This window comes from Streptomyces sp. NPDC001270 (assembly GCF_042896695.1).
Lineage (GTDB): Bacteria > Actinomycetota > Actinomycetes > Streptomycetales > Streptomycetaceae > Streptomyces.
The window spans coordinates 352630-378612 of sequence record NZ_JBIAXM010000003.1; the positions used below are offsets into that span (position 1 = coordinate 352630).

Annotated in this window: 18 protein-coding genes and 2 pseudogenes; 9 read left to right on the plus strand and 11 right to left on the minus strand. The window is 73.4% G+C overall.

From position 1 onward, the window contains the following. Positions 1-146 precede the first annotated feature (146 nt). The 4 genes and pseudogenes from ACFY2B_RS07945 to ACFY2B_RS07960 all read left to right on the plus strand — a co-directional run bounded on the left by ACFY2B_RS07945 (position 147) and on the right by ACFY2B_RS07960 (position 6478). Complete coding sequence (locus ACFY2B_RS07945; RefSeq protein ID WP_390762278.1) at positions 147-977, plus strand: alpha/beta fold hydrolase; 831 nt, start codon at positions 147-149, stop codon at positions 975-977. Between the two features lie 172 nt (positions 978-1149). Beyond that, positions 1150-2741: pseudogene (locus tag ACFY2B_RS07950) on the plus strand (alkaline phosphatase D family protein). Positions 2742-3220: 479 nt separating this feature from the next. Then, entirely contained in the window at positions 3221-4666 is a 1446-nt protein-coding gene (locus ACFY2B_RS07955) for a GNAT family N-acetyltransferase (RefSeq protein WP_390762279.1), read from the plus strand. 120 nt (positions 4667-4786) lie between these two features. Further along, complete coding sequence (locus ACFY2B_RS07960; protein WP_390762280.1) at positions 4787-6478, plus strand: DUF885 domain-containing protein; 1692 nt, start codon at positions 4787-4789, stop codon at positions 6476-6478. Positions 6479-6705: 227 nt separating this feature from the next. Here ACFY2B_RS07960 and ACFY2B_RS07965 read toward each other — a convergent pair whose 3' ends face one another. From ACFY2B_RS07965 to ACFY2B_RS07980, 4 genes and pseudogenes are all read right to left on the minus strand, one after another. Further along, positions 6706-7221: an immunity 21 family protein gene (locus ACFY2B_RS07965; RefSeq protein ID WP_390762281.1), complete on the minus strand. Its 516-nt coding sequence runs from the start codon at positions 7219-7221 to the stop codon at positions 6706-6708. A 111-nt stretch (positions 7222-7332) separates the two neighbouring features. Then, positions 7333-10326: an AAA family ATPase gene (locus ACFY2B_RS07970; protein WP_390762282.1), complete on the minus strand. Its 2994-nt coding sequence runs from the start codon at positions 10324-10326 to the stop codon at positions 7333-7335. 95 nt (positions 10327-10421) lie between these two features. Beyond that, a pseudogene (locus ACFY2B_RS07975) lies at positions 10422-11570 on the minus strand (exonuclease SbcCD subunit D); the annotation flags it as partial. A 116-nt stretch (positions 11571-11686) separates the two neighbouring features. Further along, positions 11687-12313 (minus strand): YigZ family protein, encoded by a 627-nt coding sequence (locus ACFY2B_RS07980; RefSeq protein ID WP_390762283.1) that lies wholly within the window; start codon positions 12311-12313, stop codon positions 11687-11689. Positions 12314-12621: 308 nt separating this feature from the next. Between ACFY2B_RS07980 and ACFY2B_RS07985 the strand changes: the two genes are divergently transcribed. Beyond that, on the plus strand, positions 12622-14580 hold the full coding sequence (locus ACFY2B_RS07985; RefSeq protein ID WP_390762284.1) for an amino acid transporter: 1959 nt from the start codon (positions 12622-12624) through the stop codon (positions 14578-14580). 78 nt (positions 14581-14658) lie between these two features. Here the strand turns inward: ACFY2B_RS07985 and ACFY2B_RS07990 are convergent, their stop codons facing one another. Then, positions 14659-15216: a SixA phosphatase family protein gene (locus ACFY2B_RS07990; RefSeq protein ID WP_390762285.1), complete on the minus strand. Its 558-nt coding sequence runs from the start codon at positions 15214-15216 to the stop codon at positions 14659-14661. Beyond that, positions 15213-15989: a hypothetical protein gene (locus ACFY2B_RS07995; RefSeq protein ID WP_390762286.1), complete on the minus strand. Its 777-nt coding sequence runs from the start codon at positions 15987-15989 to the stop codon at positions 15213-15215. Before ACFY2B_RS07995 ends, ACFY2B_RS07990 begins: the two co-directional genes overlap by 4 nt. Before the next feature lie 183 nt (positions 15990-16172). On the opposite strand from ACFY2B_RS07995, the gene ACFY2B_RS08000 reads away from it, so the two are divergent. Continuing rightward, positions 16173-16580 (plus strand): CoA-binding protein, encoded by a 408-nt coding sequence (locus ACFY2B_RS08000; protein ID WP_390762348.1) that lies wholly within the window; start codon positions 16173-16175, stop codon positions 16578-16580. On the opposite strand, the gene ACFY2B_RS08005 is transcribed toward ACFY2B_RS08000, so the two are convergent. From ACFY2B_RS08005 to ACFY2B_RS08025, 5 genes are all read right to left on the minus strand, one after another. After that, positions 16564-17619, minus strand: coding sequence for an FUSC family protein (locus tag ACFY2B_RS08005; protein WP_390762287.1), 1056 nt, complete (start codon positions 17617-17619; stop codon positions 16564-16566). The genes ACFY2B_RS08000 and ACFY2B_RS08005 overlap by 17 nt on opposite strands. A gap of 211 nt (positions 17620-17830) precedes the next feature. Next, on the minus strand, positions 17831-18505 hold the full coding sequence (locus tag ACFY2B_RS08010; RefSeq protein WP_390762288.1) for a GntR family transcriptional regulator: 675 nt from the start codon (positions 18503-18505) through the stop codon (positions 17831-17833). Positions 18506-18682: 177 nt separating this feature from the next. Next, positions 18683-19702 (minus strand): cupin domain-containing protein, encoded by a 1020-nt coding sequence (locus ACFY2B_RS08015; RefSeq protein ID WP_390762289.1) that lies wholly within the window; start codon positions 19700-19702, stop codon positions 18683-18685. 335 nt (positions 19703-20037) lie between these two features. Then, positions 20038-20877 (minus strand): formate dehydrogenase accessory sulfurtransferase FdhD, encoded by an 840-nt coding sequence (fdhD, locus tag ACFY2B_RS08020; protein ID WP_390762290.1) that lies wholly within the window; start codon positions 20875-20877, stop codon positions 20038-20040. 7 nt (positions 20878-20884) lie between these two features. Then, entirely contained in the window at positions 20885-23182 is a 2298-nt protein-coding gene (locus ACFY2B_RS08025) for an FdhF/YdeP family oxidoreductase (RefSeq protein WP_390762291.1), read from the minus strand. A 242-nt stretch (positions 23183-23424) separates the two neighbouring features. On the opposite strand from ACFY2B_RS08025, the gene moaA reads away from it, so the two are divergent. The 3 genes from moaA to ACFY2B_RS08040 are packed head-to-tail and all read left to right on the plus strand — an operon-like array spanning position 23425 to position 25955. Then, a complete protein-coding gene (gene moaA / locus ACFY2B_RS08030) occupies positions 23425-24411 on the plus strand; it encodes a GTP 3',8-cyclase MoaA (protein ID WP_390762349.1) in 987 nt (328 codons plus the stop codon). Between the two features lie 60 nt (positions 24412-24471). After that, a complete protein-coding gene (locus tag ACFY2B_RS08035; protein WP_390762292.1) occupies positions 24472-24729 on the plus strand; it encodes a DUF6457 domain-containing protein in 258 nt (85 codons plus the stop codon). A 2-nt stretch (positions 24730-24731) separates the two neighbouring features. Next, on the plus strand, positions 24732-25955 hold the full coding sequence (locus tag ACFY2B_RS08040; RefSeq protein WP_390762293.1) for a molybdopterin molybdotransferase MoeA: 1224 nt from the start codon (positions 24732-24734) through the stop codon (positions 25953-25955). Positions 25956-25983: the final 28 nt, after the last annotated feature.

Below are 25983 nucleotides of genomic sequence, written 5' to 3' on the forward strand. Positions count from 1 at the left end.
TGACCCGGCGGTGGACACGGCCGGGGCGGCGCGCCGGTCCGGCGGCGGAACACGCGGGACACGCGGGAGTCGGGGGCTACCCGGCGGTAGCAATTGCTGACAAGCTGTCTACGGCGTCCGCAGCCGTCCCAGAGGAGGAGCACCCCGTGTCCGCGACCGCCTCCTTCGAGGTCCCCACTCCGTACGGCCCCCGGAACGTCACCGTCTCCTACGCGCGCGTGGGGCGGGGCGAACCGCTGGTCCTGCTGCACGGCATCGGCCACCACCGGCAGGCATGGGACCCGGTGGTGGACGTCCTCGCCGCCGAACGCGACGTGATCGCCGTGGATCTGCCCGGGTTCGGCGCGTCCCCGGCTCTGCCGGACGGCCTCGCCTACGACCTGCCGACGACCAATACCGTGCTCGGCGCCCTGTTCGAGGCCCTGGAGCTGGACCGCCCGCACGTGGCCGGGAACTCGCTCGGCGGTCTGCTCGCCCTCGAACTGGGCCGCGAGAAGCTCGTACGGTCCGTCACCGCGCTCTCCCCCGCCGGGTTCTGGACACCGGCCGAACGGCGCTACGCCTTCGGTGTCCTGATCGCGATGCGGCGGATCTCCCGGCAGCTGCCACCTCCGCTGGTCGAGCGGCTGGCCCGGACGCCGACCGGCCGGACGGCGCTGACCAGTACCATCTACGCCCGGCCCGCCGGCCGTCCACCGCAGGCCGTGGTCGCCGAGACCCTGGCGCTGGCCCGGGCCACCGGCTTCGACGCGACCCTGCGGGCCGGTACCGCCGTCCGGTTCACCGACGAACTCGCGGGCCTCCCGGTCACGGTCGCCTGGGGCACCCGGGACCGGATGCTCGTACGCCGGCAGGGGATCCGCGCCAAGCAGATCATCCCCCGGGCCCGGCTGGTGCGACTGCCCGGTTGCGGACACTGCCCGATGAACGACGACCCGGCGCTCGTCGCACGGGTGATCCTCGACGGCAGCCGCTGACCGGCACGCCGAGCGGTCGACGCGGCCGGGGCCGGGGTCGGGGTCGGGGAAGCGCCCTCCGATTCCCTTGCCCGCCGGGCCAGTTGTTCACCTGCGGTTTCCGTGCCGGCTGCGGCGCACCAGTAGTTGTGGCACGGCAGACTGACCGGTTCCCGACCCCGGAGGCGCATTCATGTCGCACCGTCACTCTCCCGGCCGCCGCGGCGTCCTGCGCGGATCGCTCGCCGCGTCGGCGGCCCTGGCCCTTCCCGTCGGCGCCGGTGCGGCGCCGGCGTTCGCCCTGTCGGGACGTCCGAAGGCGGGCTGGGGGGTGCAGGTCGGTGACGTGACCTCCGACTCCGGCCTGGTGTGGGTGCGCTCGGACCGGCCGGCCCGGATGGTCGTGGAGACCTCGGCCACCGAGTCGTTCCGCAACCCGCGCAGATGGTACGGCCCGCTGCTCGGCCAGGACACCGACTTCACCGGCACCACCGCGCTGCGCGGACTGCCCTCCGGCGAGCAGATCCACTACCGCGTGCTGCTCGCCGACCCGGACGACCCGCGGCGCACCGGCGAGCCGGTGACCGGCACGTTCCGTACCGTGTCGGGTCGGGGCGCAGGCGCGACGGCGTGCGCTTCCTGTGGTCGGGGGACCTGGCGGGCCAGGGCTGGGGCATCAACCCCGACCTCGGCGGCTACCGGATCTACGACGCCATGGCGAGGCTCGACCCGGACTTCTTCCTGTGCAGCGGCGACAACATCTACGCCGACGGCCCGATCACCGCCACCCAGGCCCTGCCGGACGGGCGGACCTGGCGGAACATCACCACCGAGGAGAAGTCCAAGGTCGCCGAGACGCTGGCGGAGTTCCGCGGCAACTTCCGCTACAACCTGCTGGACGAGCACCTGAAAGGGTTCAACGCGCAGGTCCCGTCGATCATCCAGTGGGACGACCACGAGGTGCGCAACAACTGGTACCCGGGTCAGGTGATCACCGACTCGGACGCCCGGTACACCGAGAAGAGCGTCGACGTGCTGGCGGCGCGCGCCCGGCGGGCCTTCAGCGAGTACTTCCCGGTCCCGACCCTGCGGCCGGGCGCCGAGGAGGGCCGCGTCCACCGGGTGGTGCGGTACGGTCCGCTGCTCGACGTGTTCGTCCTGGACATGCGGACCTACCGCAACGCCAACTCCCCTGACGACCAGAGCGTCGATCCGCGGGGCATCCTCGGCCGCGAGCAGCTGGAGTGGCTCAAGCGGGAGCTGTCCCGGTCGCGCGCGGTGTGGAAGGTGATCGCCTCCGACATGCCGCTCGGCCTGGTCGTGCCGGACGCGACCGAGAGCCGGCCGAACATCGAGGCGGTGGCGCAGGGCGACCCGGGCGCTCCGCTGGGACGTGAGCTGCAGATCGCCGAGCTGCTGCGGTACATCAAGCACCGGCGGATCACCGGGACGGTGTGGCTGACCGCCGACGTGCACCACACCTCGGCCCAGCACTACCAGCCGTCGCGGGCCGCCTTCACCGACTTCGAGCCGTTCTGGGAGTTCGTCTCCGGTCCGCTCAACGCGGGCGCCTTCCCGGCCAGCGCGCTCGACGCGACCTTCGGTCCGGAGCGGGTGTTCGTGAAGGCGCCGACCGAGTCGAACGTCTCCCCCGCCGGCGGCTACCAGTTCTTCGGCCAGGTCGACATCGACGGCGACAGCGGGGAACTGACGGTGCGTCTGCACGAACAGGACGGCACGGTGCTGTTCACCCAGCGGCTGCAGCCGGGCCTCGTCGGCCAGTAGGCGCGGCGGAACCCACCGGGCGGCCGACTCCCGTACCCTCGGAGGCGTGCCGCGCACCGGCGTCATCCCCCGGTGCGCGGCACGGGCCGCCCCCCTCCCCCAACTCACCGTCCGGAGAATCGTTTTCGCCGAGTGACGGCGACGGCTCACGGGGCTCCGCCCTCGCTCCCTGACGTCTCCTCAGGCCGCTGCCTGACACCTTTTCAGGCCGTTTGCGGCGGCGGGCGATCGCATACCACCGTCGGCCCGCGGCGCGGCGGTGCGGGACGGGCGGACGGCGGTGGTGCGGGGCCGGGCGGGTGGACGACCGGGCCGGCGACCCGCCGGGGCATGCAGGGGCGTGCAGGGACGCCGTCACGGGAGAGCTCCACGGCAACCAAAAGGATGATCAAAAAGCAGCAAAAGGGACAGAAACATGCTTTACCTATCAGTCACAGACCGTTCGTGATCACGCAACACCACTCCTTCACTGTGGGTGCATGACTGGAGACATGTCGGATGTGACGGGTGCGAAGCGCGGACGCGCCGTGCACCACTGGCGACGGGACGTCGTCGAACTCGCCGCCCTCTTCACGGCCGTCGCCGTGGCGGACGTGGTGGCCAACCTGGTCGGGCACGGGCCCGACGGCCCGGCGCTGCTGGTGATCGCCGCCGCCGCCCTGATCGCCACGGCGGCGTTCCACACCTGGTGGGCGCGGCGCCATGGACACGCCCCTCCGGCGAGCCATACCGGCGCCCGGCCGCCCGCCGAGGCGCGGCAGACCGGGCCGGCCGAGGAGACCGGAGCGACACCCGCCGCCGGGGGCGGGGCGAGCGCGCTGTGGCGGATGCGGACGACGGTTCGGGACGAGCCGGGCTCACTGGCCGCGCTCTGCGCCGCCCTCGCGGGCCGCAGGATCGACATCCTGAGCCTGCAGACGCATCCACTGGCCGAGGGCACGGTGGACGAGTTCCTGCTGCGTTCCCCGGCCGGCCTCGCGGCAGCCGAGATCACCCGGGCGGTCTCACTGGCCGGAGGTGCGCACACCTGGATCGAGCGGGCCGACGCGCACGATCTCGTGGACGCGCCGACCCGGGTCCTCGGCCTCGCCGCACGCACCGCCCAGGACGCGGCGGAACTCCCGCTGGCACTCCGGCAGTTGCTGGGCCGCTGCACCGTGCGCTCGCTGCCCGCCGCGGCGCCCCACAGCGACCCGGAAGCGGCGGAGCCGGCCGAGGCGGCGCTGGAGGACACGGTGATACGGCTGCCGGCGCCCGAGGGCGGAGTGATCACCGTGGAGCGGCCCTATCTGCCGTTCACGCCGACCGAGTTCGCGCGGGCCCGGGCGCTGGTGGAGCTGGACGCGCGGCTCGGCCCGCGGATCCCGGACAGCCAGGACCTGCTGACTCCGGCGGAGGACACCGCGATCACCGTCTGCCGGGCCGACACGGGCGACCTGGAGGCGGCGAAGGCGATGCACGCGCGCTGCTCGGCACGGACGCTCGGCCTTCGCTACCACGGTCCGGTCCGGGACGCGGACCGCTACCTCGACCATCTGCTCAGCCCGCGCTTCGGGCGGACGCTGGCCGTGCGGACCGCGTCGGGCCGCCTCGTCGCTCTCGGCCATCTGCTGTGGGACGGCGACGAGACGGAGGTCGCGCTGCTCGTCGAGGACGAGTGGCAGCGACGCGGCATCGGCGGCAAGCTCCTCGGCCGCCTGGTGGCGCTGGCCGTCGAGGCGGGCTGCGACAGCGTGTACGCCGTGACGCAGACGTCCAACACCGGCATGCTCGCCGCGATGCGCGGCCTCGGTCTGCCCCTCGACCACCAGGTCGAGGCCGGCACGCTGGTCGTCACGGCCCGCCTGGACGCCACCCCGGTCGTCTCGCGCCCGCCGTACGACTGCCTGCCGGAGCGGTTCGGCGGGCCGGCCGACCGGGACTGAGCGCCGCGCGGGGCGTCCCGTCCCACCCGCCGCCGATCCGGCACGCCCTGAGCTGAATCGGGGTGAAGATCACCTCGTACAGGGTGACGCGGACATCGTCGCCGTATCAGGATGGACAGCATGTCTGAAACCAAGAGCCCGCTGCCCCGTGAGGTGGCCGACGCCTACGTCGACGCGTTCGTCGCCCTGGACCCGGTCACCGGTACCTACCTCGGTGTGAAGGAGAGTTCGAGCCGGCTGCCTGACTTCTCGCCCGCGGGCCAGGAGGCCCTGGCGGAGCTGGCGCGGAACACCCTCAGCGCACTCGCCGAGGCCGAGCGGCGGCCCGGGGCGGACAGCGCCGTGGAACGCCGCTGCGCGCGTCTGCTGCGCGAGCGGCTCACCGCCGAACTCGCGGTGCACGACGCCGACGAGCACCTGCGCGCGGTCGGCAACATGCACACGCCGGGACACGCCGTGCGCGACGTGTTCACCGTGACGCCCACCCAGACGGAGGAGGACTGGGCGGCGGTCGCCGAGCGGCTGCGCGCGGTTCCGGCCGCGCTCGCGGGCTACCACGAGTCGCTGGCGCTCGGCCTGGAGCGGAAGCTGTACGCGGCGCCGCGCCCGACCGCCACCTTCATCGAGCAGCTGACCGAGTGGTCGGACCTGGACGGCAAGGGGCGCGGCTGGTTCGAGGACTTCGCCTCGGCCGGACCCGAGGCGCTGCGGGCCGAACTGGACGAGGCGGCCCGCGCGGCGACCGCGGCCGTCGTCGGGCTGCGCGACTGGATGCGGGACGTGTACGCGCCGGCCGTCGAGGGCACCCCGAACACCGTGGGCCGTGAGCGGTACGCACGCTGGTCGCGCTACTTCAACGGCACGGACCTGGACCTGGACGAGGCGTACGCGTACGGCTGGGCCGAGTACCACCGCATCCTGGGCGAGATGCGGCAGGAGGCGGAGAGGATCCTGCCCGGTGCCGAGACGCCGTGGGTGGCGCTCGCCCACCTCGACGAGCACGGCGCGCACATCGAGGGCGTCGAGGAGGTGCGCGTCTGGCTGCAGGGCCTGATGGACCGGGCGATCGAGGAGCTGGACGGCACGCACTTCGAACTCGCCGAGCGGGTGCGGAAGGTGGAGGCCCGTATCGCCCCGCCCGGCGGTGCGGCGGCGCCGTACTACACGGCCCCGTCGGAGGATTTCTCGCGTCCCGGCCGTACCTGGCTGCCGACCATGGGGCAGACCCGGTTCCCGGAGTACGACCTGGTGTCGACCTGGTACCACGAGGGCGTGCCGGGCCATCACCTCCAGCTCGCGCAGTGGGCGCACGTGGCCGAGAACCTCTCCCGGTACCAGGCGACGCTCGGCGGGGTCAGCGCCAACGCGGAGGGCTGGGCGCTGTACGCCGAGCGCCTCATGGACGAGCTGGGCTATCTGACCGACCCGGAGCACCGCCTCGGCTACCTGGACGCGCAGATGATGCGCGCCGCCCGGGTGATCGTCGACATCGGCATGCACCTGGAGCTGGAGATCCCGGCGGACTCGCCGTTCCACCCGGGTGAGCGGTGGACGCCGGAGCTGGCCGAGGAGTTCTTCGGCGCGCACAGCAGCCGGCCGGCCGACTTCGTGGAGAGCGAGCTGACCCGCTATCTGACCATTCCGGGTCAGGCGATCGGCTACAAGCTCGGCGAGCGGGCCTGGCTGCTGGGCCGGGAGAACGCGCGCAAGCGGCACGGCGACGCCTTCGACCTCAGGGTCTGGCATATGGCGGCCCTGTCCCAGGGCTCGCTGGGTCTGGACGACCTGGTGGACGAGCTGTCCGCGCTCTGACCAGGAGGGCGCGGGCCGGCTCCCGGCACGGGACGGATCCCGGTTCGGGACGGGTCCCGGTTCGGGACGGGTCCCGACCACGGTTCGGCTCCCTGTTCGGGACGGATGGCGACCACGGTTCGGGGCCGGCGCCCTGGGCCGACCCGGGGCACGCCCGCGCTCAGGCCCGCCCGGCCGGTGGTGCGCACGGCTGCGTCGCGGCACCGCCCGGCCGGCGGGCCACCCGTTCAGTCCGGCAGCCGGCGGAGCTGCACCAGGCCGAGCCAGGTCTCCGGCCCCGGCTGGGCGTGCGCCGCGCGCACCGTGTACCGGCCCGGCTCCAGCGGCACGCGCAGGTGTTCGGTGCGGTCGGTCGCGGTGCCGGGCCAGGCCGAGTCGAACAGGACGACCGGGCCGGGCACCTGCCAGCTGACCTCGTTCTGCCACACGGCCCCGTCCAGCGCGGCGGGCACACCCGCGAGCAGTTCCTCCTCGGAGCCCGCGGCGCTCCACCGTACGAAGATGCCGTGGTCCGGCAGGAACGAGGTGGAGGCCGGTTCGTCGCCGAGCACGAGGGCCGCGCTGTCCCCGACCGGGAGCAGACCGACGTACCCGTCGACCTCGCACGCCCGGTCGTAGTCCGTGGCGAGATCCTCGCCGTCGGCCCCGGCCCAGAACGGCAGCACCGCCTCGGGTACCACGATCAGCGGGCCGCCGCCCGACTCCACCCACTCCACCGTCCCTGGATCCGCGTATCGCGCCATGGGCAGAACCTACACGGAAAGCGATCAAGTCGATTCACTGACCTGCCTTCGTCCGTCCGCCGGCCCGCTGACCCGCCAGGCCGGCCGGGCCGGCCGACAGGGTTCGGCCGGTCATCCGGCCTCCCGCTGCCGCAGCACCGAACCCGATCTGCCCTTCACCACCTCCAGCTGGGCGTGGACACGGCGGCGCAGATCGGCGACATGGCTCACGATGCCGACGCTGCGGTCCCGTTCGCGCAGGGAGTCAAGCACGTCCAGGACCTCGTCCAGGGTCTGGTCGTCGAGGCTGCCGAAACCCTCGTCGATGAAGAGGGTGTCCAGCCCGACGCCGCCCGCCTCGTCGGTGACGACGTCCGCGAGGCCGAGGGCCAGCGCGAGGGAGGCGAAGAACGTCTCACCGCCGGACAGGGTCGCCGTGTCCCGCTCGCGGCCGGTCCAGGCGTCGACGACGTGCAGGCCGAGCCCGCTGCGGCCGCGCCCGGTGCGGTCGTCCGAGTGGACCAGGGTGTAGCGGCCGGAGGACATCCTCAGCAGCCGTACCGTCGCGGCCGCGGCGACCTGCTCCAGGCGGGCCGCCAGCACGTACGACTCCAGGCGCATCCGGCGCTCGTTGTCGGCGGAGGTGCCGGCGGTGAGGGCGGCGAGCCGGGCCACCCGGTCGTACTCCTCGCGCAGCGGGGCGAGCCCGCGTACGCCGTCGGTGGCGCGGGCGGAGAGCCGGTCGAGTTCGGTGCAGCAGCGGGCCGCCGCGTCACGTGCGGACGCGGCCTCGCGCAGCCGCCCGGCCGCCCCGGCCGCAGCCCGCTCGGCCGCTTCGAGGTCGGCGGGCGGTCGCTGGGCGGCGGCGGCCGTGTCCGGTTCGGCGAGGATCGCGCGCACGGCGGCCTCCTCCGACTGCCGGGCGTCCAGGCGGCGTTGGAGTTCGCGGTGGGCCGCGTCGTCGAGCAGGGCGGCAGCGGCGGCCCGCGGGGTGTCGAAGCCCGCCCGGTAGGCGGCGTCGGCCAGCCGGGCGTCGGCGTCCTTGAGCCGCCGGGCGCCGTCCTCGGCGGCGCGGGTGGCGTCGGCGGCTTCGGTGAGCAGCGCCGCCTGCCGCTCCAGTTGCCCGGCGCGGGCCGTCACGCTGGCGGCGGCGCCCCGGGCCTGCGTCAACTCCGCCTCCAGGACGGCGCGTTCCCGGTCGAGGGTGTCCCGCCGGGTGAGCCGGGAGGCGGTCCTGACCTCGGCCTGCTGCCGGTCGGCCAGGCGGCGCTCACGCTCCTGCTCGGCGCGCCGCAGCTCCTCGCGGGCCGCGTGCAGCCCGGACGCGTCCCGCCGGGCCCGCTCGTACGCCCGCTCCAGCTCGTCCGCCTCGGCGGCGAGTCGTTCCGTCGGGGTGTCGCCGGCCTCGGCGGTCGCGGCGGCCAGCGCCTCCCGTACGAGGCCCAGTCGGCGTTCGTCCTCGGCGCGCTGTTCGTCGGCGCTCCGGTGGGCCGCGAGCGCGCGCTCCTCCGCCTCGCGGTCGACGTGCCCGACGGCTCTGCGGGCGGGCGCAGGGTGTTCGGTGGCGCCGCAGACGGCGCACGGTTCGCCGTCGGTGAGGTGCGCGGCGAGTTCCGCGGCGATGCCGTTCAGCCGCTGTTCCTTGAGGTCGAGCCAGTGGGCGCGGGCCGCCAGGGCGGCCGTCCGGGAGGCGAGCACCTGTTCCTGGGCCGCTTCCGTGTCCCCCGCCAACTGGTCGCGCAGCCGGGCCGCGTCGAGCCGGCGCCCGGCCGGTTCGCGCTGCACGGCGAGCTGTTCGGCGCGGGTGGCCGCTTCCTGGGCGGACTCCAGCCGGGCCTGGAGTCCGGCGCGGGCGGTGTCCCAGCCGGCCAGCCAGCTCCCGGTGTCCCGCAGGACGTCCTCGTCGGCCCGTTCCTGCCGGTCCAGGCCGGCGCGCTCGGCGACGAGGTCGGCGAGCCGCCGCTCGGCGCGGCGGGCCGACTCCAGCCCGCCCAGTTCCTCGGCGGCCCGGCGCGCGGCGGCGGCGAGCCCGGTGGCGCCGGCGTCCGCGAAGGTCTCCGGCAGCCGCCCGCGCGCCCGGGCCTCGACGGCGGCGGCCCGCCGGTGCTCGGCCTCCGCGGCCTCCCGCAGTTCCAGGGCAGGCGCCACGGTCTCCGCCTTGCGGCCCCGCTCCATGCGGATCTGTACCTCGCGGTGGGCGGCGGCCCGCTCCTCCAGGACCGCGGCGCGCCGTCGGGCCTCGGCGAACCTGTCCTGGAGTCTGGCGAGTTCGCGTGCGTCGGCCAGGGCGCGGTCGGCGGTGGCATGGGCGGACTCGGCCGCGGTGAGCCGGCTGTGGGCGACGGTGAGCCGTTCGCGGGCGGTGCTGCGCGCGACGGCGGCGGCGCCCAGGACGGCCGCGGCCAGGCCCGGCTCGCCGGGGGCGAGTTCCGGCAGTTCCATGGCCTCGCCCGCCTCCTGCTGCATGCGGTGCGCGTCGGCGAGGAGCACCGCGTCGCCCTCGCGCACCCGGGCCTCGGTGGCCCGGCGCCGGTCGGCGAGGCGTTTCTCGACGTCGGCGAAGCGCCGGGTGTCGAAGAGGCGGCCCAGCAGCCGCCCCCGGGCCTCGGCGTCGGCGCGCAAAAAGCGGGCGAAGTCGCCCTGCGGCAACAGGACGACCTGGCAGAACTGTTCCCGGCTCATGCCGAGCAGTTGGGTGATCTCCTCGCCGATCTCCTGGTGCGAACGGCTGAGGTCCCGCCAGGCACTCGCCACCGGGTCGTAGCCGCGCAGCCAGGTCTGGGCCTTGTCGAGCGTGGTGCCCGACCCGCGCTTCTTGGGCCGCTCCCAGGGCGGTTGCCGGGTGACCTGCAACCGCCGTCCGGCGACGGTCAGTTCGAGCCGGACCTCGGTGCGGGTGCCGGGGTCGGCGTGGTCGCTGCGCAAGGAGAGGCCCTGACCGCTCTGCCGGGCGCCCGGCACGGAGCCGTACAGCGCGTAGCACACGGCGTCCAGGACGGAGGTCTTGCCGGCGCCGGTCGGTCCGTGCAGCAGGAAGAGGCCGGCGGCGGACAGTTCGTCGAAGTCGACACTCTGGGAGCCGCCGAACGGGCCGAAGGCGGTGACGTCCAGCCGGTGCAGTCTCATCGCGCCACCTCGCGCACCATCGTGTCCTCGCACGCCGTCTCGTCCTCGCGCACCGTCACGTCCTCGCGGATCGCGTCCGCGCGCGCCCCGTCCGCCCGCAGGGCCTCCTCGGCGCGCACCGCGTCGAACGCGTCCCGCAGCACGGCCCGCTCCCGCTCGTCGGGTGCCGCGCCGCGCACATGGGCCACGAAGTCCTGGGCGATCTGCTGGTCGCCACGGCCGACGAGGCGGCCGGCGTACGTCGTGTCGACGTCGTCCGGGGTCCGGTCCGGGGCGAAGACGAGGCTGAGCGTGTGCGGGAAGCGGACGGTGAGCCGGGCCATGGGGTCGGCGGGGCGCACCGGGTCGGTGAGCGTGGCCTCGACCCAGGCGGCCTCGCAGGCGGTGAGGCTCGGGTCGGCGAGCAGGTCCTCCAGTGTGCCCCGGATCCGGGCCAGCGGTCGCGGCACCGGGCAGTCGACCCGCTCGGCGGCCACCGAGCCGTCGGCGCCGAGGTCGACCAGCCACATGCTCTTGCGGTGGGCGGCCTCGGAGAAGGAGTAGGCCAGCGGGGAGCCCGAGTAGCGCACCCGCGGGGTGAGGGTCTGGCAGCCGTGGAGATGGCCGAGCGCCACATAGTCGACGCCGTCGAAGACTCCGGCCGGGACGGCGGCCACCCCGCCGACGGTGATGTCCCGTTCGCTGTCGCTGGCCTCGCCGCCGGTGACGAAGGCGTGCGCGAGGACGACGGAGCGAGTGCCGGACGGCCGGGCGGCGAGGTCGGTGCGCACCCGGTCCATGGCGGCGCCGAGCACGCTCTCGTGGCCCGCGCGGTCCACCCCGAACGCGTCCTTCACCAGGGCGGGTTCCAGGTAGGGCAGGCCGTAGAAGGCGACGTCCCCGAAGGTGTCGGCGAGCACGACCGGGGTGCCGCAGCCGGCCGGGTCGGTGCGCAGGTGGACGCCCGCGCGGTCGAGGAGTCCGGCGCCGACCCCGAGCCGGCGGGCCGAGTCGTGGTTGCCGGAGATCATCACCGTGGGCACGCCGAGGTCCGCGAGCCGGTGCAGCGCGTCGTCGAACAGTTCGACCGCGGCGAGCGGGGGCACCGCCCGGTCGTACACGTCTCCCGCCACGACCACCGCGTCCACCCCGTGCTCGCGCACGGTGGCGACGAGGTGTCCGATGAACTCGGCCTGGGCGCCGAGCATGTCCACCCGGTGGAACGCCCGGCCGAGGTGCCAGTCGGAGGTGTGCAGGAGTCTCATGATCCCCGAGACTAACGGCCGGGTCCGACATCACCGGCGGTTACTCCCGTATTGGGTCGTCACCAGCCGTGCACCAGCGGCCCGTTATGCCCGATTGGCCGCGAAGATCATGGATGTCACGCGTCCCCGTAGGACTCCCCGCCCGTCTCGAACCGGGCGGTTCCGGCCGTGATGTCGGCCAGCCAGGCGCGGAAGGCGGCCACGTCCGCGTCCGGCAGGCCGATCTCGATGGTGACCGCCTCCGCGTAGTGGACGTCGCGCACCGTGCGGCCGGTCGCGCGCAGGTCGTTCTGCACCTTGCCGGCGCGCTGGTGGTCGACGGTCACCGTGGCCAGCCGGAACCGGCGCCGGGTGACGGTACCCAGCGCGTCCAGGGCCTCGCCGACGGCCCCGCCGTACGCCCTGATGAGGCCGCCCGCGCCCAGCTTGACGCCACCGTAGTAGCGGGTGACGACGGCGACGACGTACCGCATGTCGCGGCGCAGCAGCATCTGGAGCATCGGGACGCCCGCGGTGCCGCCGGGTTCGCCGTCGTCGCTCGCCTTCTGGACGGACGCGTCGGCGCCGATGACGTACGCCCAGCAGTTGTGGGTGGCGTCGGCGTGCTCCGTGCGGACCGCGGCGACGAACTCCTGGGCCTCCTGCTCGGTGGCGGCCGGGGCGAGCGCGCACAGGAAGCGGGAGCGGTTGACCTCGGTCTCGTGCACGCCCGCGAGGGGGACGGTGCGGTACTCGTCCTGCATCCGGCCAGCCTATGCGGACGCCCGCGGCGGTCCCGGCCCGAGGGGCGGTCCGAACGGCCGCGGCCGCCCCGGTCCGCGGAGCGGGGCGAGGCGGGGCGGGGCGGGGCGAGGCGAGGCGGGGCGGGGCGGGGCGGGGCGGGGCGGACGATGCTGCCTGTTGCGGTCGCCCTCGCTGCACGGGGGCCGTGCGGGCATCTGCGGTCGCCCGGGGCCAAGGGGCGGGTCACGATGTGGTGGACGCCGCCGCCCGCCGGCCGGACGTCCCGCCCAGGCGGCCGTCGTGAGCCCGAGCAGGCAGGAGGAGACCGATGACCGGCACCCCGGTGCGCAGCACGGCCCTCCACGACCGCTGCCGGGGGTGGCTGCTGAAGGGGCTGAACGAGCAGCCCGCGCGGCACCCCGGCCCGCACCGCACGCCCCGGCCCGGTCAGGAGGGCCACTCGTGGTGGCGGGTGATGTGCCTCACCGGGGTGGACTACTTCTCGACGCTGGGCTACCAGCCGGGCATCGCCGCCCTCGCGGCCGGTCTGCTCTCCCCGTTGGCCACCGTCGTGCTGATCGCGCTGACCCTGCTCGGCGCGCTGCCGGTCTATCGCAGGGTCGCGCACGAGAGCCCGTACGGCTCGGGTTCGATCGCCATGCTGGAACGGCTGCTGCCCTGGTGGACCGGGAAGATCCTGGTCCTGGTGCTGCTGGGCTTCGCGGCCACCGACTTCATGATCACGATCACCCTGTCGTCCGCGGACGCCACCGCCCACGTGGTGGAGAACCCGTACGCGCCGCGCTGGCTGAAGGGCGGGAACCTCTGGATCACCCTGGTGCTGATCGGTCTGCTCGGCGCGGTCTTCCTGAAGGGCTTCCGGGAGGCCATCGGTGTCGCGGTGCCGCTGGTCGGCATCTACCTGGGGCTCAACGTCGTCGTGCTCGCGGTCTGCGCCCAGGAGGTCCTCACCCACCCGGCGCACATCGGCGACTGGACCACCGCGCTGACGGCGCAGCACGCCTCCCCCCTGGCGATGCTCGGCGTGGCGCTCGTCGTGTTCCCGAAACTGGCGCTCGGCATGTCCGGCTTCGAGACCGGCGTCGCGGTGATGCCGCAGATCAAGGGCGATCCGACGGACACCTACGAGAACCCGGCCGGCCGCATCCGCCGCACCCGCAAGCTGCTCACCACCGCCGCGCTGATCATGAGCTGCTTCCTGCTGCTGTCCAGCCTGGCGACGACGCTCCTCATCCCGCAGGCGGACTTCCGGAGCGGCGGCCCGGCCAACGGCCGCGCGCTCGCCTATCTGGCCCACGTCCACCTGGGCCAGGGCTTCGGCACGGTGTACGACCTGTCGACCATCACGATCCTGTGGTTCGCGGGGGCGTCGGCGCTCGCCGGTCTGCTGAACCTCGTCCCGCGTTATCTGCCGCGCTACGGCATGGCGCCGGAGTGGACCCGGGCGGTGCGTCCGCTGGTCCTCGTCTTCATGGTGGCCGCCGTCCTCATCACCGTGTGGTTCCGCGCGAACGTCGACCGGCAGAGCGGGGCGTACGCGACCGGGGTGCTGGTGCTGATGCTGTCGGCGGCGTTCGCCTCCACCGTCGCCGTACGCGCGCGTGGCCGTCGCGGCGCCACCGTCGGCTTCGGGGCGATCACCGTCGTGTTCGCGTACACGCTCGTGGCGAACGTCCTGGAGCGGCCCGACGGCATCAAGATCGCGGCCATTTTCATCGTGGCGATCCTGGTCACGTCGTTCTTCTCACGGGTGCACCGGTCCTTCGAACTGCGCGCGGGCGAGGTGGACCTGGACGAGACGGCACGGCGGCTCGTCGACGAGGCCGCCCGCGCCGGTCCGCTGCGGCTGATCGCGAACTATCCGGATGAGCGCAGCAGCCGGGAGTACCACTCCAAGGAACACGCGCAGCGCCGGCGCACGCTCATCCCGAAGGGCGCGCCGGTGCTGTTCCTGGAGGTGACGGTGGCGGACTCCTCGGAGTTCAGCACCGATGTGACCGTGCACGGCGACGAGCGGTTCGGGGTGCACAGGCTGCGGGCGACGGGGCCGACGGTGCCCAACACCATCGCGGCCGTGCTGCTGGCGCTGCGCGACCGCACCGGCGAGGTCCCGCACGTCTACTTCAGCTGGACGGAGGGCAGCCCGTTCGGTTTCCTCATCCGCTTCCTGGTGTTCGGCGAGGGCGAGGACGCGCCGGTCACCCGTGAGGTGCTGCGCCGCGCGGAACCGGATCCGCGCCGGCGGCCGTGGGTGCACGTGGCGTGAGCCCCGGGGCCGCCCCCGGCTCCCCCCTGCGGTCGGGCCGGTCCTGCCCCACGGTTCTCCGCCGGCCCTGCCCCGCGCCTATCCGCCGGACTTGCCCTGCGGCTTTCCGCGCGGCACGGTCACCGAGGTCAGCAGGGCGGTGCCGGGGGCGAGCGCCTGCCAGCCGGTGCCGTGCCAGGCCAGCACCGCGATGGCCGAGGTCGGGAACTTCACCCGGACCACGGCCAGGGTGTCGTCCAGGCCGTCCCCGGCCAGGTCGAGGACCAGATCCGCCAGTCCGGGGTTGTGCCCGACCAGCAGCAGCGTCTCGACCTCGGGCGGCACCTCGTGCACGACGCGCAACAGGTCCGGTGTGCCGGCCGCGTACAGCCGCGGGTCGAACCGGGCCGGCGGCGGGGTGCCCCACTGGGCGGAGGCCAGTTCCCAGGTGTGCCGGGCGCGCAGCGCGGTGGAGCACAGGGCGAGGTCGGGCAGGCAGTCGGCCTCGGCGAGGGCGCGGCCCGCGGCGGGCGCGTCACGTCGGCCGCGTGACGCGAGGGGGCGCTCATGGTCGGCGATGTCCTCCGGCCAGGCCGACTTGGCGTGTCTGAGCACGATCAGGCGGCGATGCGGGCCGACGCCCGCGCGGGCTCTCACGCGGGGCTCCCGATGTCGCGGACGAGGTCGAGGCCGAGCAGCCGGTCGGCGTAGGCGTACGTCTCGAAACGGGCGCCGTCCGGCACGTCGGCGACCTCCGCCACGGTGTTCAGGACGTTCAGTACCTCGGTCACATCAAGATTGTCCTCCCAGGCGGCGCGCAGCCGCCCGCGTACCTCGTCGGGGATCGGCCGGGACGGCTGCCGGGCCCACCGGGCGACGGCCCGCCGCCAGTGGGCGAGCGTCCGGCCGGCCCGGTCGAGGGCGCCGGGATCGACACGCACGGGTGCGTCCCTCCGGGTGGCGAGCAGGGCGAGGCGGAGCACGGCGGGTTCGGCGTCCCGGTCGGGCGGCGCGGCGCCGGCCTCGTCGGCGCCATGCGCCGGGGGGACCTTCCGGGCGCTGTCGGTGCCGAGAGCGGGGGCGACGCCGACGACGACCCCGCTCGTGGGCAGCGCCCCGTCGGCCGCGACGACGTGCACGACCTGTGCCTCGCCGAGGCCGGCGGCGAGGCCGTGGCCCTCCTCGAAGGGGCGTATGCCGAGGGCCGTGGCCGCGGCCCGCAGTTCGGCCTCGCGGTGTCCGCCGGTGAGCAACGACCACACGGGCGTACCGCCGAGTTCCAGGGCGCGGCTCAGCAGATCGGCGACGAGCAGCACGCGCAGGTCGGAGGTGTCGGAGCCGGACGCGTGGGCCTCGACCCGGGTCAGGCCCCGGCGGGCCGGAGCGGCGTGGACGGGCCGGCCGGTTCGGGCGTCGATGATGCGCAGCACGGGGCGAGCGTAGGCGGACGGGGCCACGGACGCAGGAATTGGCACCGAATCCGGACACCGTGCGGACGCATGCGACCGGCGGCACGTCGTGCGCCGGGTACGCGTGCCGCGCGGGGAATCACCGTCCGGCGGGCGCTGTTGCCCCGAGGACAGTCCGGTGCCATGTCCGAGGAGGCCGCGTCCGTGTACGGCGACGAAGAGACGATCCGCAGGATCCTGACCGAGCTGGGCGACACCTGGGCCGTCGTCGGCCTGTCGAACAACCAGGGACGCGCGGCCCACCGGGTGGCCGAGGTGCTGCGACGGTTCGGCAAGCGTGTGGTCCCGGTGCATCCCAAGGCGGAGACGGTCCGCGGCGAACAGGGGTACGCCGCTCTCTCGGACATCCCGTTCGAGGTCGATGTCGTCGACGTGTTCGTGAACAGCGATCTCGCCGGTCAGGTCGCCGACGAGGCCGTCGCCAAGGGCGCGCGGGCCGTCTGGTTCCAGCTCGGGGTGATCGACGAGGCCGCGTACGAGCGCACCCGGGCGGCCGGCCTCGACATGGTGATGGACCGCTGCCCGGCGATCGAGATCAGCTCGCTGCGTTAGCGTCCGCCTGCCCGCCCCCTCGTCCGGCGGCGTGCCGTCCGCGCCCGAGTGACCACCAGTCGATGGTGAACAGCGCCACGATGAGGCCCGCGACGGCGGTGTCCGCGACGCGCGCCCGCAGCGCGACGGAGGATGTGGCGACGGTGGGGTCGGCGAGGACGAGCACGATGACCGTGACCAGACCGGTGTGGAAGGTGTACGCGGCATCGGTGGCGCCCGGGAGCACCGTGCCGACCACCAGGGCGAGCAGCAGCAGCTCCCAGCCGTGCGGTGCCGCGGCGGCGACCGCCAGGACCATGAGGACACCCAGCGCCGTCCCGGCCGCGCGGTGCTTGAGACGGCTGGTCTGTTCGGCCCTGTCCAAGCGGCAGATCATGATGGCGGTCAGCGGCAACCAGTAGGCGTAGGCGGGGTGCACGAGGTTCGCCACCAGCGCCGCGGTCCCGACGCAGGCGGTGAGGCGGGCGACGTCGAGCCAGGGGACGGGTCGGCGCCGGATCCGGGCGAGGCGACGGGCGGGGGCGATCCGGGCGGGCCGGGCAAGAAAGGCGGGAAGGAGCAGCAGGGCCATCGGGGCGAGCCCGAGCAGGAACAGCAGACCGGACTGCCAGGCGGGGGCCGCGCCGTTCATGCCGACGCCGATGGCGGTGAGCAGCATCAGTTTGACTCCGCCGAGTTGTCCCACGGGGCCTTCGGCCGCCGCGACCGCGGCGAGCAGAGCGGCCGTCGTCATGGCCACGACCTGCGGCCAACCGCTGTGGTGCACCAGGGTTCCCAGGGTGACACCGGCCGTGCCGCCGACGGCGACGGCGCCGAGGCGGGCCAGCCGCGCCTCCCGCGGCCCGCTGTGGTCCCCGTTGATCGCGCTCAGCCCGCCCACCACCAGGGCGGTGGACGCGTCGGCCTGGGTGAGGAGTGCCAGGCCGACGGACCAGCCCAGCGCGATCGCGCCGCGGAGAGTGCGGTCCCACGGGATACGGCCGGAGCACCTGGGCACGCGGCCGGCCGGGGGGCGTCCGGCCTCCTGCCGGTCCGTCATGTCAGGTGTCTCCTCGTACGGTCCTGCCGCCGGTCGTCCCGGGGACAAGCGATCCTAGATGCAAGTTGTATCTCACGTGGGGGTGTGGCCGACCCCGGACGCCCACCGAATACGCGGTCGACCGGGACCGCCCGCCGCACAGGCAGGCCGACGAAACCGCCCGCACGGCCCGAACACCCCGGGCGGCTGCCCGGGTGCCCGCCGTGCGGCGCTACGCCAGGCCGAGCGCCGAGCGCGTGCTGGCCAGGTGGGTGCGTACGGCCCCGAGCGCCCGTTCCGCGTCGCCGGCCCGGAAGGCGTCGGCGATCTCGGCGTGTTCGGCGAGGATCGAGTCGCTCCGCCCGGGCGTGGCCAGCACGGAATCGGCGGTCATGCGGACCTGCCGGTCCCGCAGCGAGGTGTAGAAACGGGCGAGCAGCGGGTTCTCGGCCGCCGTCAGCAGACTGGTGTGGAACAGCCGGTCGTCCTCGAAGAAGCCGTCCAGGTCGCCGGTCCCCAGCAGCCCACGCTGGCGCTCGATGCTCCCGGTGAGTTCCTCGGTGAGCGCCTCGCGCACCGCGGCCGGGCCGTCCATCAGCTTCCGCACCGCGAACTGCTCCAGGACTTCGCGTGCCTCCAGCACGGACCGGACCTCGCCGGGAGAGACGGGCACCACCAGCGCGCCCCGCTGCGGATACAGCCGCAGCAGCCCTTCGATCTCCAGCCGCAGGAACGCCTCACGCACCGGAGTGCGCGACATGTCCAGCTCCTTGGAGACATCCCCCTCGCTGATCAGGTCGCCGCCCTCGTACGCCCCGCTCAGGATCTGGCGCTTGACGAATTCGTACGCCCGGTCCTTCGCCGGCACCTTCACGCTTCCGGCCACCGCGTCCTCCAGCACTGCCACATCCGCCCGGGATCCAAGTCCGGTCCATTCTAGATCCCAGCGGGATCCCGCCCGCCGGGACCGGGTGCGGGCGGCACCGGCCGGCGGATCGCCGTCCCGCAGCGGCCGGCCGGTGCGGTCCCGAGGCCCCCATCCGCAGCCCCCACCCGGACCGCGGCCGGCCGGTCATGGCCGGTCTCAGCGGCGGTTGGTGAAGCGGATGTCGAGGGAGCGCAGGTAAGTCTGGAGACCTGCGTCCTGGACGGGGATGAGGTGGGCGTCCTGGCCGGACTCGTTGAAGTGGGCGTGCCACTTGCCGGGCGGTGTGACGAAGGCGCCGCCGGGCTCCCAGTCGACCCGCTGCGGGTTGATGATCTCGCCGCGCTCGTCGAGCCGGTCGCCCAGCAGGGTGTAGCAGCCCTCGGGGGCGTCCAGGATCAGGTCCAGGGCCACCGACTGGTGGCGGTGGGGCCGCTGCTCCTGGCCGGCGGGCAGGACGCCGAACATCGCCCACAGCGTGTGGGTGATGGTGAGGGTCTGCTCCTGGTCGGCGTTGTTCAGCAGGACACTGACCCGGGACTTGTCGTTCGCGCCCGGCCGGGAGGCGATCCGGTCCAGTTCCGCGACGACGTCGGTGCGGGCAAACTTCGTGGCGCGGAAGCGCGGTTCGGTGGCGGTCGCGCCGAGGTAGCGCAGCAGCGGCTCGTCGGTGACGTAGTAGAAGACGGTCTCGGCCTGCGCGTAGTGCACGGCGGCGCTCTGGGCGGGCAGGACGACGAAGTCGCCCTTCTCCCAGTTGACCAGGCGGCCGTTGACCGCGGAGTAGCCGTGGCCCTTGAGCACGTAGTACAGCTCGCTCGTGGCGTTCGGCCGGGTCGGCACAGACTCGCCCGCGTTGATGCGCACGAAGTTCGCGATCAGGCCCGGACTGGTCGCGGGGCCGTCCTCGATGCCGAGTTCCCGGGACAGGTCCAGCGGGATGATCCGCGAGGGGCCCTCGGCGTGCAGGGACGGGCTGAAGGTGCGCACCGGAACCTTCTGCGTGTGCCCGGACCCGATCGGGTTGGCGGCCTTGGAGTACTCGAAGTAGCGGGCGTCGGCCGCCCAGTCCTCGAACCGGCCCTCGAAACCGTACTCGGCGACATTCACGACAGCCGGGACCGTCGGGTCGAACTCGTCGCTCTTGGTGGATGAAACCTGCAGGGTCGCGGGGCCCATCTCGGATCACTCCCTCTCATAGGCACGACTTGTATCTCAGTCGTGCTCGCACGGTACCCCTGTTGCATTTATTGCGCAAGGGAGTCCCACCAGGGCGGATCGAATCGGGATGCCGCGCGTCACCCGGAGGGAGGACATGTTCATGACAGTCCCTTAAAGCGCCCGGCCGCTTCGAGACATTCGGAGGACCGGGCCGGGGGCGCGGCCCGGTCCTGCTCGTCGTCTCCTGCCCGCGTCCACGCGGGGCGATCCACACGGTGTGCGGGGCAGGGACGGTCTGACTCGGGTCCGGTGGCCGCCGCCGGCGGCAGCGAACCCGTGGGCCCGGTGCCGCCTCAGCCGACCGGTTCGGCCACCCGGACCCGTTCGGTACCGGCGTAGACGTTCATCGACCTGCCGCGCAGGAAGCCCAGCAGGGTCAGGCCGGCCTCGTCCGCCAGGTCCACGGCGAGCGAGGACGGGGCCGACACCGCGGCCAGCACCGGGACGCCCGCCATGACCGCCTTCTGCACCAGCTCGAAGGAGGCCCGGCCGCTGACCATGAGCACGCTTCCGCGCAGCGGCAGCAGTCCCTGCTGCACCGCGTGTCCGACCACCTTGTCGACGGCGTTGTGCCGCCCCACGTCCTCGCGCAGGCACAGCAGTTCGCCGGTGGCGCTGAACAGTCCGGCCGCGTGCAGCCCGCCGGTGCTGTCGAACACCCGCTGCGCGGCGCGGAGCCGGTCCGGCAAGGTGAAGATCACCTCGGGGTCGAGGCGCGTCTCGTCGTCCGCCACGCTCCAGCGGGCGACGGTCCGTACGGCGTCCAGGCTGGCCTTGCCGCACAGACCGCAGGAGGACGTGGTGTAGAAGTTGCGCTCCAGCGACGCGTCCGGGACGGGCACGCCCGGGGCCAGCGCGATGTCGACGATGTTGTAGGTGTTGCTGCCGTCGTCCGTGGCACCCGCGCAGTAGCGGATCCCGAGGACATCGCTCGCGGCGTGGACGACGCCCTCGCTGACGAGGAACCCCACGGCGAGGTCGAAGTCGTTGCCGGGTGTGCGCATGGTCACCGTGAGCGGCCGTCCGGCGACCCGGATCTCCATCGGCTCCTCGGCGGCGAGGGTGTCCGGACGGTACCCGGGCACCCCGTCCCTGATCCGCAGCACCCGCTTACGGGCGGTCACACGTCCCATCGCTGCCTCACCCCTCCTCGGAGCCCGCCGGCTCCAGCCGGACGACGATGCCCTTGGACGTGGGGCAGTTGCTGATGTCGGCCACGCTGTCCAGCGGAACCAGGACGTTGGTCTCCGGGTAGTAGGCGGCGGCTGAGCCCCTGGAGGTGGGGTACGGCACCAGCCGGAACTCCTCCGCGCGCCGTTCGACACCGTCATGCCAGATGCTCACCAGATCGACCAGTTGCATCTCGGCCAGGCCCAGGTCCTTGATGTCCTCGGGATTGACCAGCACCACCCGGCGGCCGTTGTGGATCCCGCGGTAGCGGTCGTTCATCGCGTACGGGATGGTGTTCCACTGGTCGTGCGAGCGCAGCGACTGGAGGATGAGGTACCCCTTGGGCGCCCGCAGGTCGACGAAGTCGTTGCTGGTGAACACGGCCTTCCCGCTCGCCGTGTGGAAGGTGTGGCTGTTGACCGGGTTGGGCAGATGGAACCCGGCCGGATGGGCGACCCGCTCGTTGAAGTCCTCGAAACCGGGGACCACCCGGGAGATCCGGTCCCGGACGCTGCCGTAGTCCCGCTCGAACTCCTCCCACGGGATGTCCGGGGCGTCACCGAGGGTGCGGCGGGCCAGCCGGGAGATGATCGCGACCTCGCTGAGCAGTTCGTCGGAGGCCGGGGTGAGGCGTCCGCGGGAGGCGTGGACCATGCTCATGGAGTCCTCGACGGTGACGAACTGCTCGCCGCCCGCCTGGACGTCCCGGTCGCTGCGGCCCAGCGTGGGCAGGATCAGCGCGGTCTCCCCGCACACCGCGTGGGAGCGGTTGAGCTTGGTGGAGATGTGCACGGTCAGCCGGCAGCGGCGCATCGCCGCCTCGGTCACGTCGGAGTCGGGGGTCGCCCGGACGAAGTTGCCGGCCACGCCGAGGAAGAACTTCGCCCTGCCGTCCCGCATGGCCCGGATGGAGTTGACCGAGTCGTGGCCGTGCCGGGTGGGCGGGGTGAAGCCGAACTCCCGCTCCAGCGCGTCGAGGAACCGCTGCGGCACCTTCTCCCAGATGCCCATGGTGCGGTCGCCCTGGACGTTGCTGTGTCCGCGCACCGGGCACACGCCCGCGCCGGGCTTGCCTATGTTGCCGCGCAGCATCAGGAAGTTGACGATCTCGCGGATCGTCGGCACGCCGTGCTTCTGCTGGGTCACGCCCATCGCCCAGCAGACGATGACGCTCCTGGCGTTCAGGACCCGCTCGTGGATCTCCTCGATCTCCTCGCGGCTGAGACCGGTCGCGGCCAGGACGTCGTCCCAGGACGTCTTGCCGACGTGCTCGGCGAACGCCTCGAAACCGGTGCTGTGCCGACGGATGAAGTCGTGGTCCAGGACGGTGCCCGGGCGGGCTTCCTCGGCCTGGAGCAGCAGCAGGTTCAGCGCCTGGAACAGCGCCAGGTCGCCGCCGGCCCGGATGTGCACGAACTGGTCGGCGATCTTCGTCCCGCGGCCGACGATGCCGCGCGGCCGCTGCGGGTGCTTGAACCGGATGAGGCCCGCCTCGGGCAGCGTGTTGACGGCGACGACCTGGCCGCCGTTGCGCTTGGTCTCCTCCAGCGCCGTCAGCATGCGCGGGTGGTTGGTGCCCGGGTTCTGGCCGACGACGAAGACCAGGTCGGCGTTGTGGATGTCGTCCAGACTGACGCTGCCCTTGCCGATGCCCAGGGTCTCGTTCAGCGCCGATCCGCTGGACTCGTGGCACATGTTGCTGCAGTCCGGCAGGTTGTTGGTGCCGTACGCGCGGGCGAAGAGCTGGAGGAGGAACGCCGCCTCGTTGTTGAGCCGGCCCGAGGTGTAGAACAGGGCCTCGTCCGGGGAGTCCAGGCCGCGCAGTTCCCCGGCCATCAGGTCCAGGGCCTCGTCCCAGCCGATCGGCTCATAGTGCTCGGAACCCGGCCGCTTGACCATGGGTTCGGTGAGCCGGCCCTGCTGGTTCAGCCAGTAGTCGGACTTGCCGTTCAGCTCGTCGACGGTGTGCTGCGCGAAGAACTCACGGGTGACGCGGCGCGAGGTGGCCTCGTCGTTGATGTGCCTGGCGCCGTTCTCGCAGTACTCGTTGATGTGCCGCTTGCCCGGCTCCGGTTCCGGCCAGGCGCATCCCGGGCAGTCGATCCCCTTGCCCTGGTTGATGTTGAGCAGCGTCAGCATGGTCCGGCGGGGCGATGTCTGGCTCAGCGAGTACCGGAGTGCGTGCGTGACGGCCGGGACACCTGTCGCCCAGGTCTTGGGCGGCGTGACCTCCAGAGCGTCGTCCGTAGGGTCTTCCAGAACACTCATGGCCCGCCTGCTTTCCTTTCCGAACTGCACAGAAACAGCCGCGAATATGCGCCGCCGGAAAACTACGCCCGCCGTGGACCCGCGTCAAAAAGCTTTTTCCTTTCTCGTGATAGACCGCTTCTATCAGCCGCCTTGACTTTTCCCGGGAAAGCACTTCAGGATTTCTGGTCGTGGAGACTGGTTCAGCGACTTCCGACACGGCCGCCCGGCCCGAGCGCCCCGCCCACCAGGCCGGTGCGCCGCTGGTCGATCGATATGGCCGGATCCACACCGATCTACGGCTGTCCGTGCTCGACCGGTGCAATCTGCGCTGCTCGTACTGCATGCCGGCGGAAGGTCTGGAATGGCTCTCCCGTTCCGCGGTGCTCACCGATGACGAGATCCACCGGCTGGTCCGAATTGCGGTTTCTCGACTGGGTGTACGTTCCATTCGGGTCACCGGAGGTGAACCGCTGATTCGTCGGGGACTCCCCGGACTCGTCCACCGTATTTCCGCCCTCTCCCCCGCACCCGAGATCTCCCTCACCACGAACGGAATCGGCCTGGCGCGCCTGGCCGGACCGCTGCGCGCCGCGGGTCTCGAACGGGTGAACGTCAGTCTGGACACCCTGCGCCGGGAGCGGTTCCGCGAGATCACCCGGCGCGATCACCTGCACCGGGTACTGCGGGGGCTCACCGCGGCGCGGGACGCCGGGCTGCGGCCGGTGAAGATCAACACGGTGCTGGTGCGCGGTGTGAACGACGACGAGATCCTCGACCTGGTCTCCTACGCGGTCGACGGCGGATACCAGCTCAGATTCATCGAGTCCATGCCCCTGGACGCCCAAGGGGCCTGGGACCGCGAGCGGATGATCACCGCCGACGAGATCCTTGCCGTACTGGGCTCCCGTATGACGCTCCGTCCCCTGCCCCGGGCCGAGGGCGACACCGCGCCCGCCGAGGAGTGGCGCATCGCCGGAACGGACGCGGTCGTCGGGGTGATCGCCAGTGTCACCAGGCCCTTCTGCGGTTCGTGCAACCGGCTGCGGCTGACCGCCGACGGACAGTTGCGCACCTGCCTCTTCGCCACCGAGGAGTCCGACCTGCGCGGCCTGCTGCGCAAGGGCGCCGAGGACGAGGAGATCGCCGCCGCCTGGCGCCGCGCGGTGGCCGGCAAGGGCCGCGGGCACGACATCGGTGCCGCCGGCTTCCGGCAGCCGGACCGCCCCATGTCCGCCATCGGCGGCTGACCGCACGCTCCGGCGTCCCTTCCCCGGCCCCGACGGGCCCTCCCGCCAAGGAAGAAACCCGTGCTCGACCAATGGATCGCCGAGGCCGAACCCGGCCCCGGTTCCCGGAGCGCCGTCCCGGAGCTGCCGCGGACGACCGCCGCCGTCGCGCACACCGCGGCACGCCCCGCGGCACCGTCGGCCGCTTGCCCGGCCGGTCGCGCGGCCGGGCAAGCCGTCGACGGCGCACGGACCTCCCGGTCCGAGGCCCACCGCCGCCCGCGCGCCCTCGCCGGGCGGTGGGCGAGCGAGCACGCCGACACCCCTGAGGAGGCGTGACCATGAGCGTCGCGCACACACTGCCAGGCCCGCACCCCGTCGCTCCCCCGGCCGCCGAGCACCTTCCCTGGGCGACGGCCCGCGAGATCGCCGGCCGGACCGGTGCACCGCTGCCCGCGATCAGCCGGTCGCTGTCCGGCGCCGTGGGACACGCGCTGGCCGAACCCCTGACCGCGCTGACCGACCTGCCCGCCTTCGACACCTCGGCCATGGACGGCTGGGCCGTCTCCGGACCCGGCCCCTGGCGACTGGGCACCGGCGGCATCCTGGCCGGTGACGTCCCGCGGCCGCTGCGGACCGGCACCGCCCGGCCCATCGCCACCGGCGCGCCCGTCCCCGCCGGCGCCACCGCCGTGCTCCGCCGTGAGAACGGCACCGAGTCAGCCGGCCTGCTGCGCAGCGGTGCCCCGCTGCCGACCGGCCACGACATCCGCCACCGGGCCCAGGAGTGCGGCACCGGCGCGACGCTCCTCGACGCCGGGACCACGGTCACCCCGGCGGTCGCCGCGCTTGCCGCGGCGGCCGCGCACGACCGGCTGCGCGTACACCGGCAGCCGACCGTGCAGTTGGTGGTGACGGGCAGCGAACTCACCACGTCCGGAATCCCGTCGGCGGGGCGCGTTCGCGACGCGCTCGGCCCGCTGCTCGATCCCGCCCTGCGCTCCAGCGGCGCGTGGTGGTCCGGCCGGCATCCGGTCGGGGACGACCCGGACGCGCTGCGGGATCTTCTGCGGCACGCACCGGCCGACGTGATCATCACCACCGGCGGCACCTCCGCCGGGCCCACCGACCTGGTGCACGAAGCCCTCGACGCGGTCGGCGGCCGACTGCTGGTGGACTCCGTCGCCGTACGCCCCGGCCATCCCATGCTGCTGGCCGAACTCCCGCCCGCCGCCGACGAGTCGCCCCGCCGTCTGGTCGGGCTGCCGGGCAACCCGCTCGCCGCGGTCGCCGGCCTGGTGACGCTCGCCGTGCCGCTGCTGCGCCGGCTCGGCGGGCACCAGCCGGCCGAAGCCCGCCGCTGCTCCACGGCCGCCGCGTTCCCCGGGCACGCCCGCGACGTCCGCCTGGTGCCCGCGAAGATCGAGAACGGCCGCGCGGTTCCCCTCCCGTTCGACGGCCCCGCCATGCTCCGCGGCGTGGCACTCGCCGACGCGCTGGCGGCCGTACCACCGGGCGGCGTCCCGGCGGGCACCGACGTGGAAGTGCTCGATCTTCCCCGGTGACGCCGTGTGCCACGGCCCGCCTGGGACC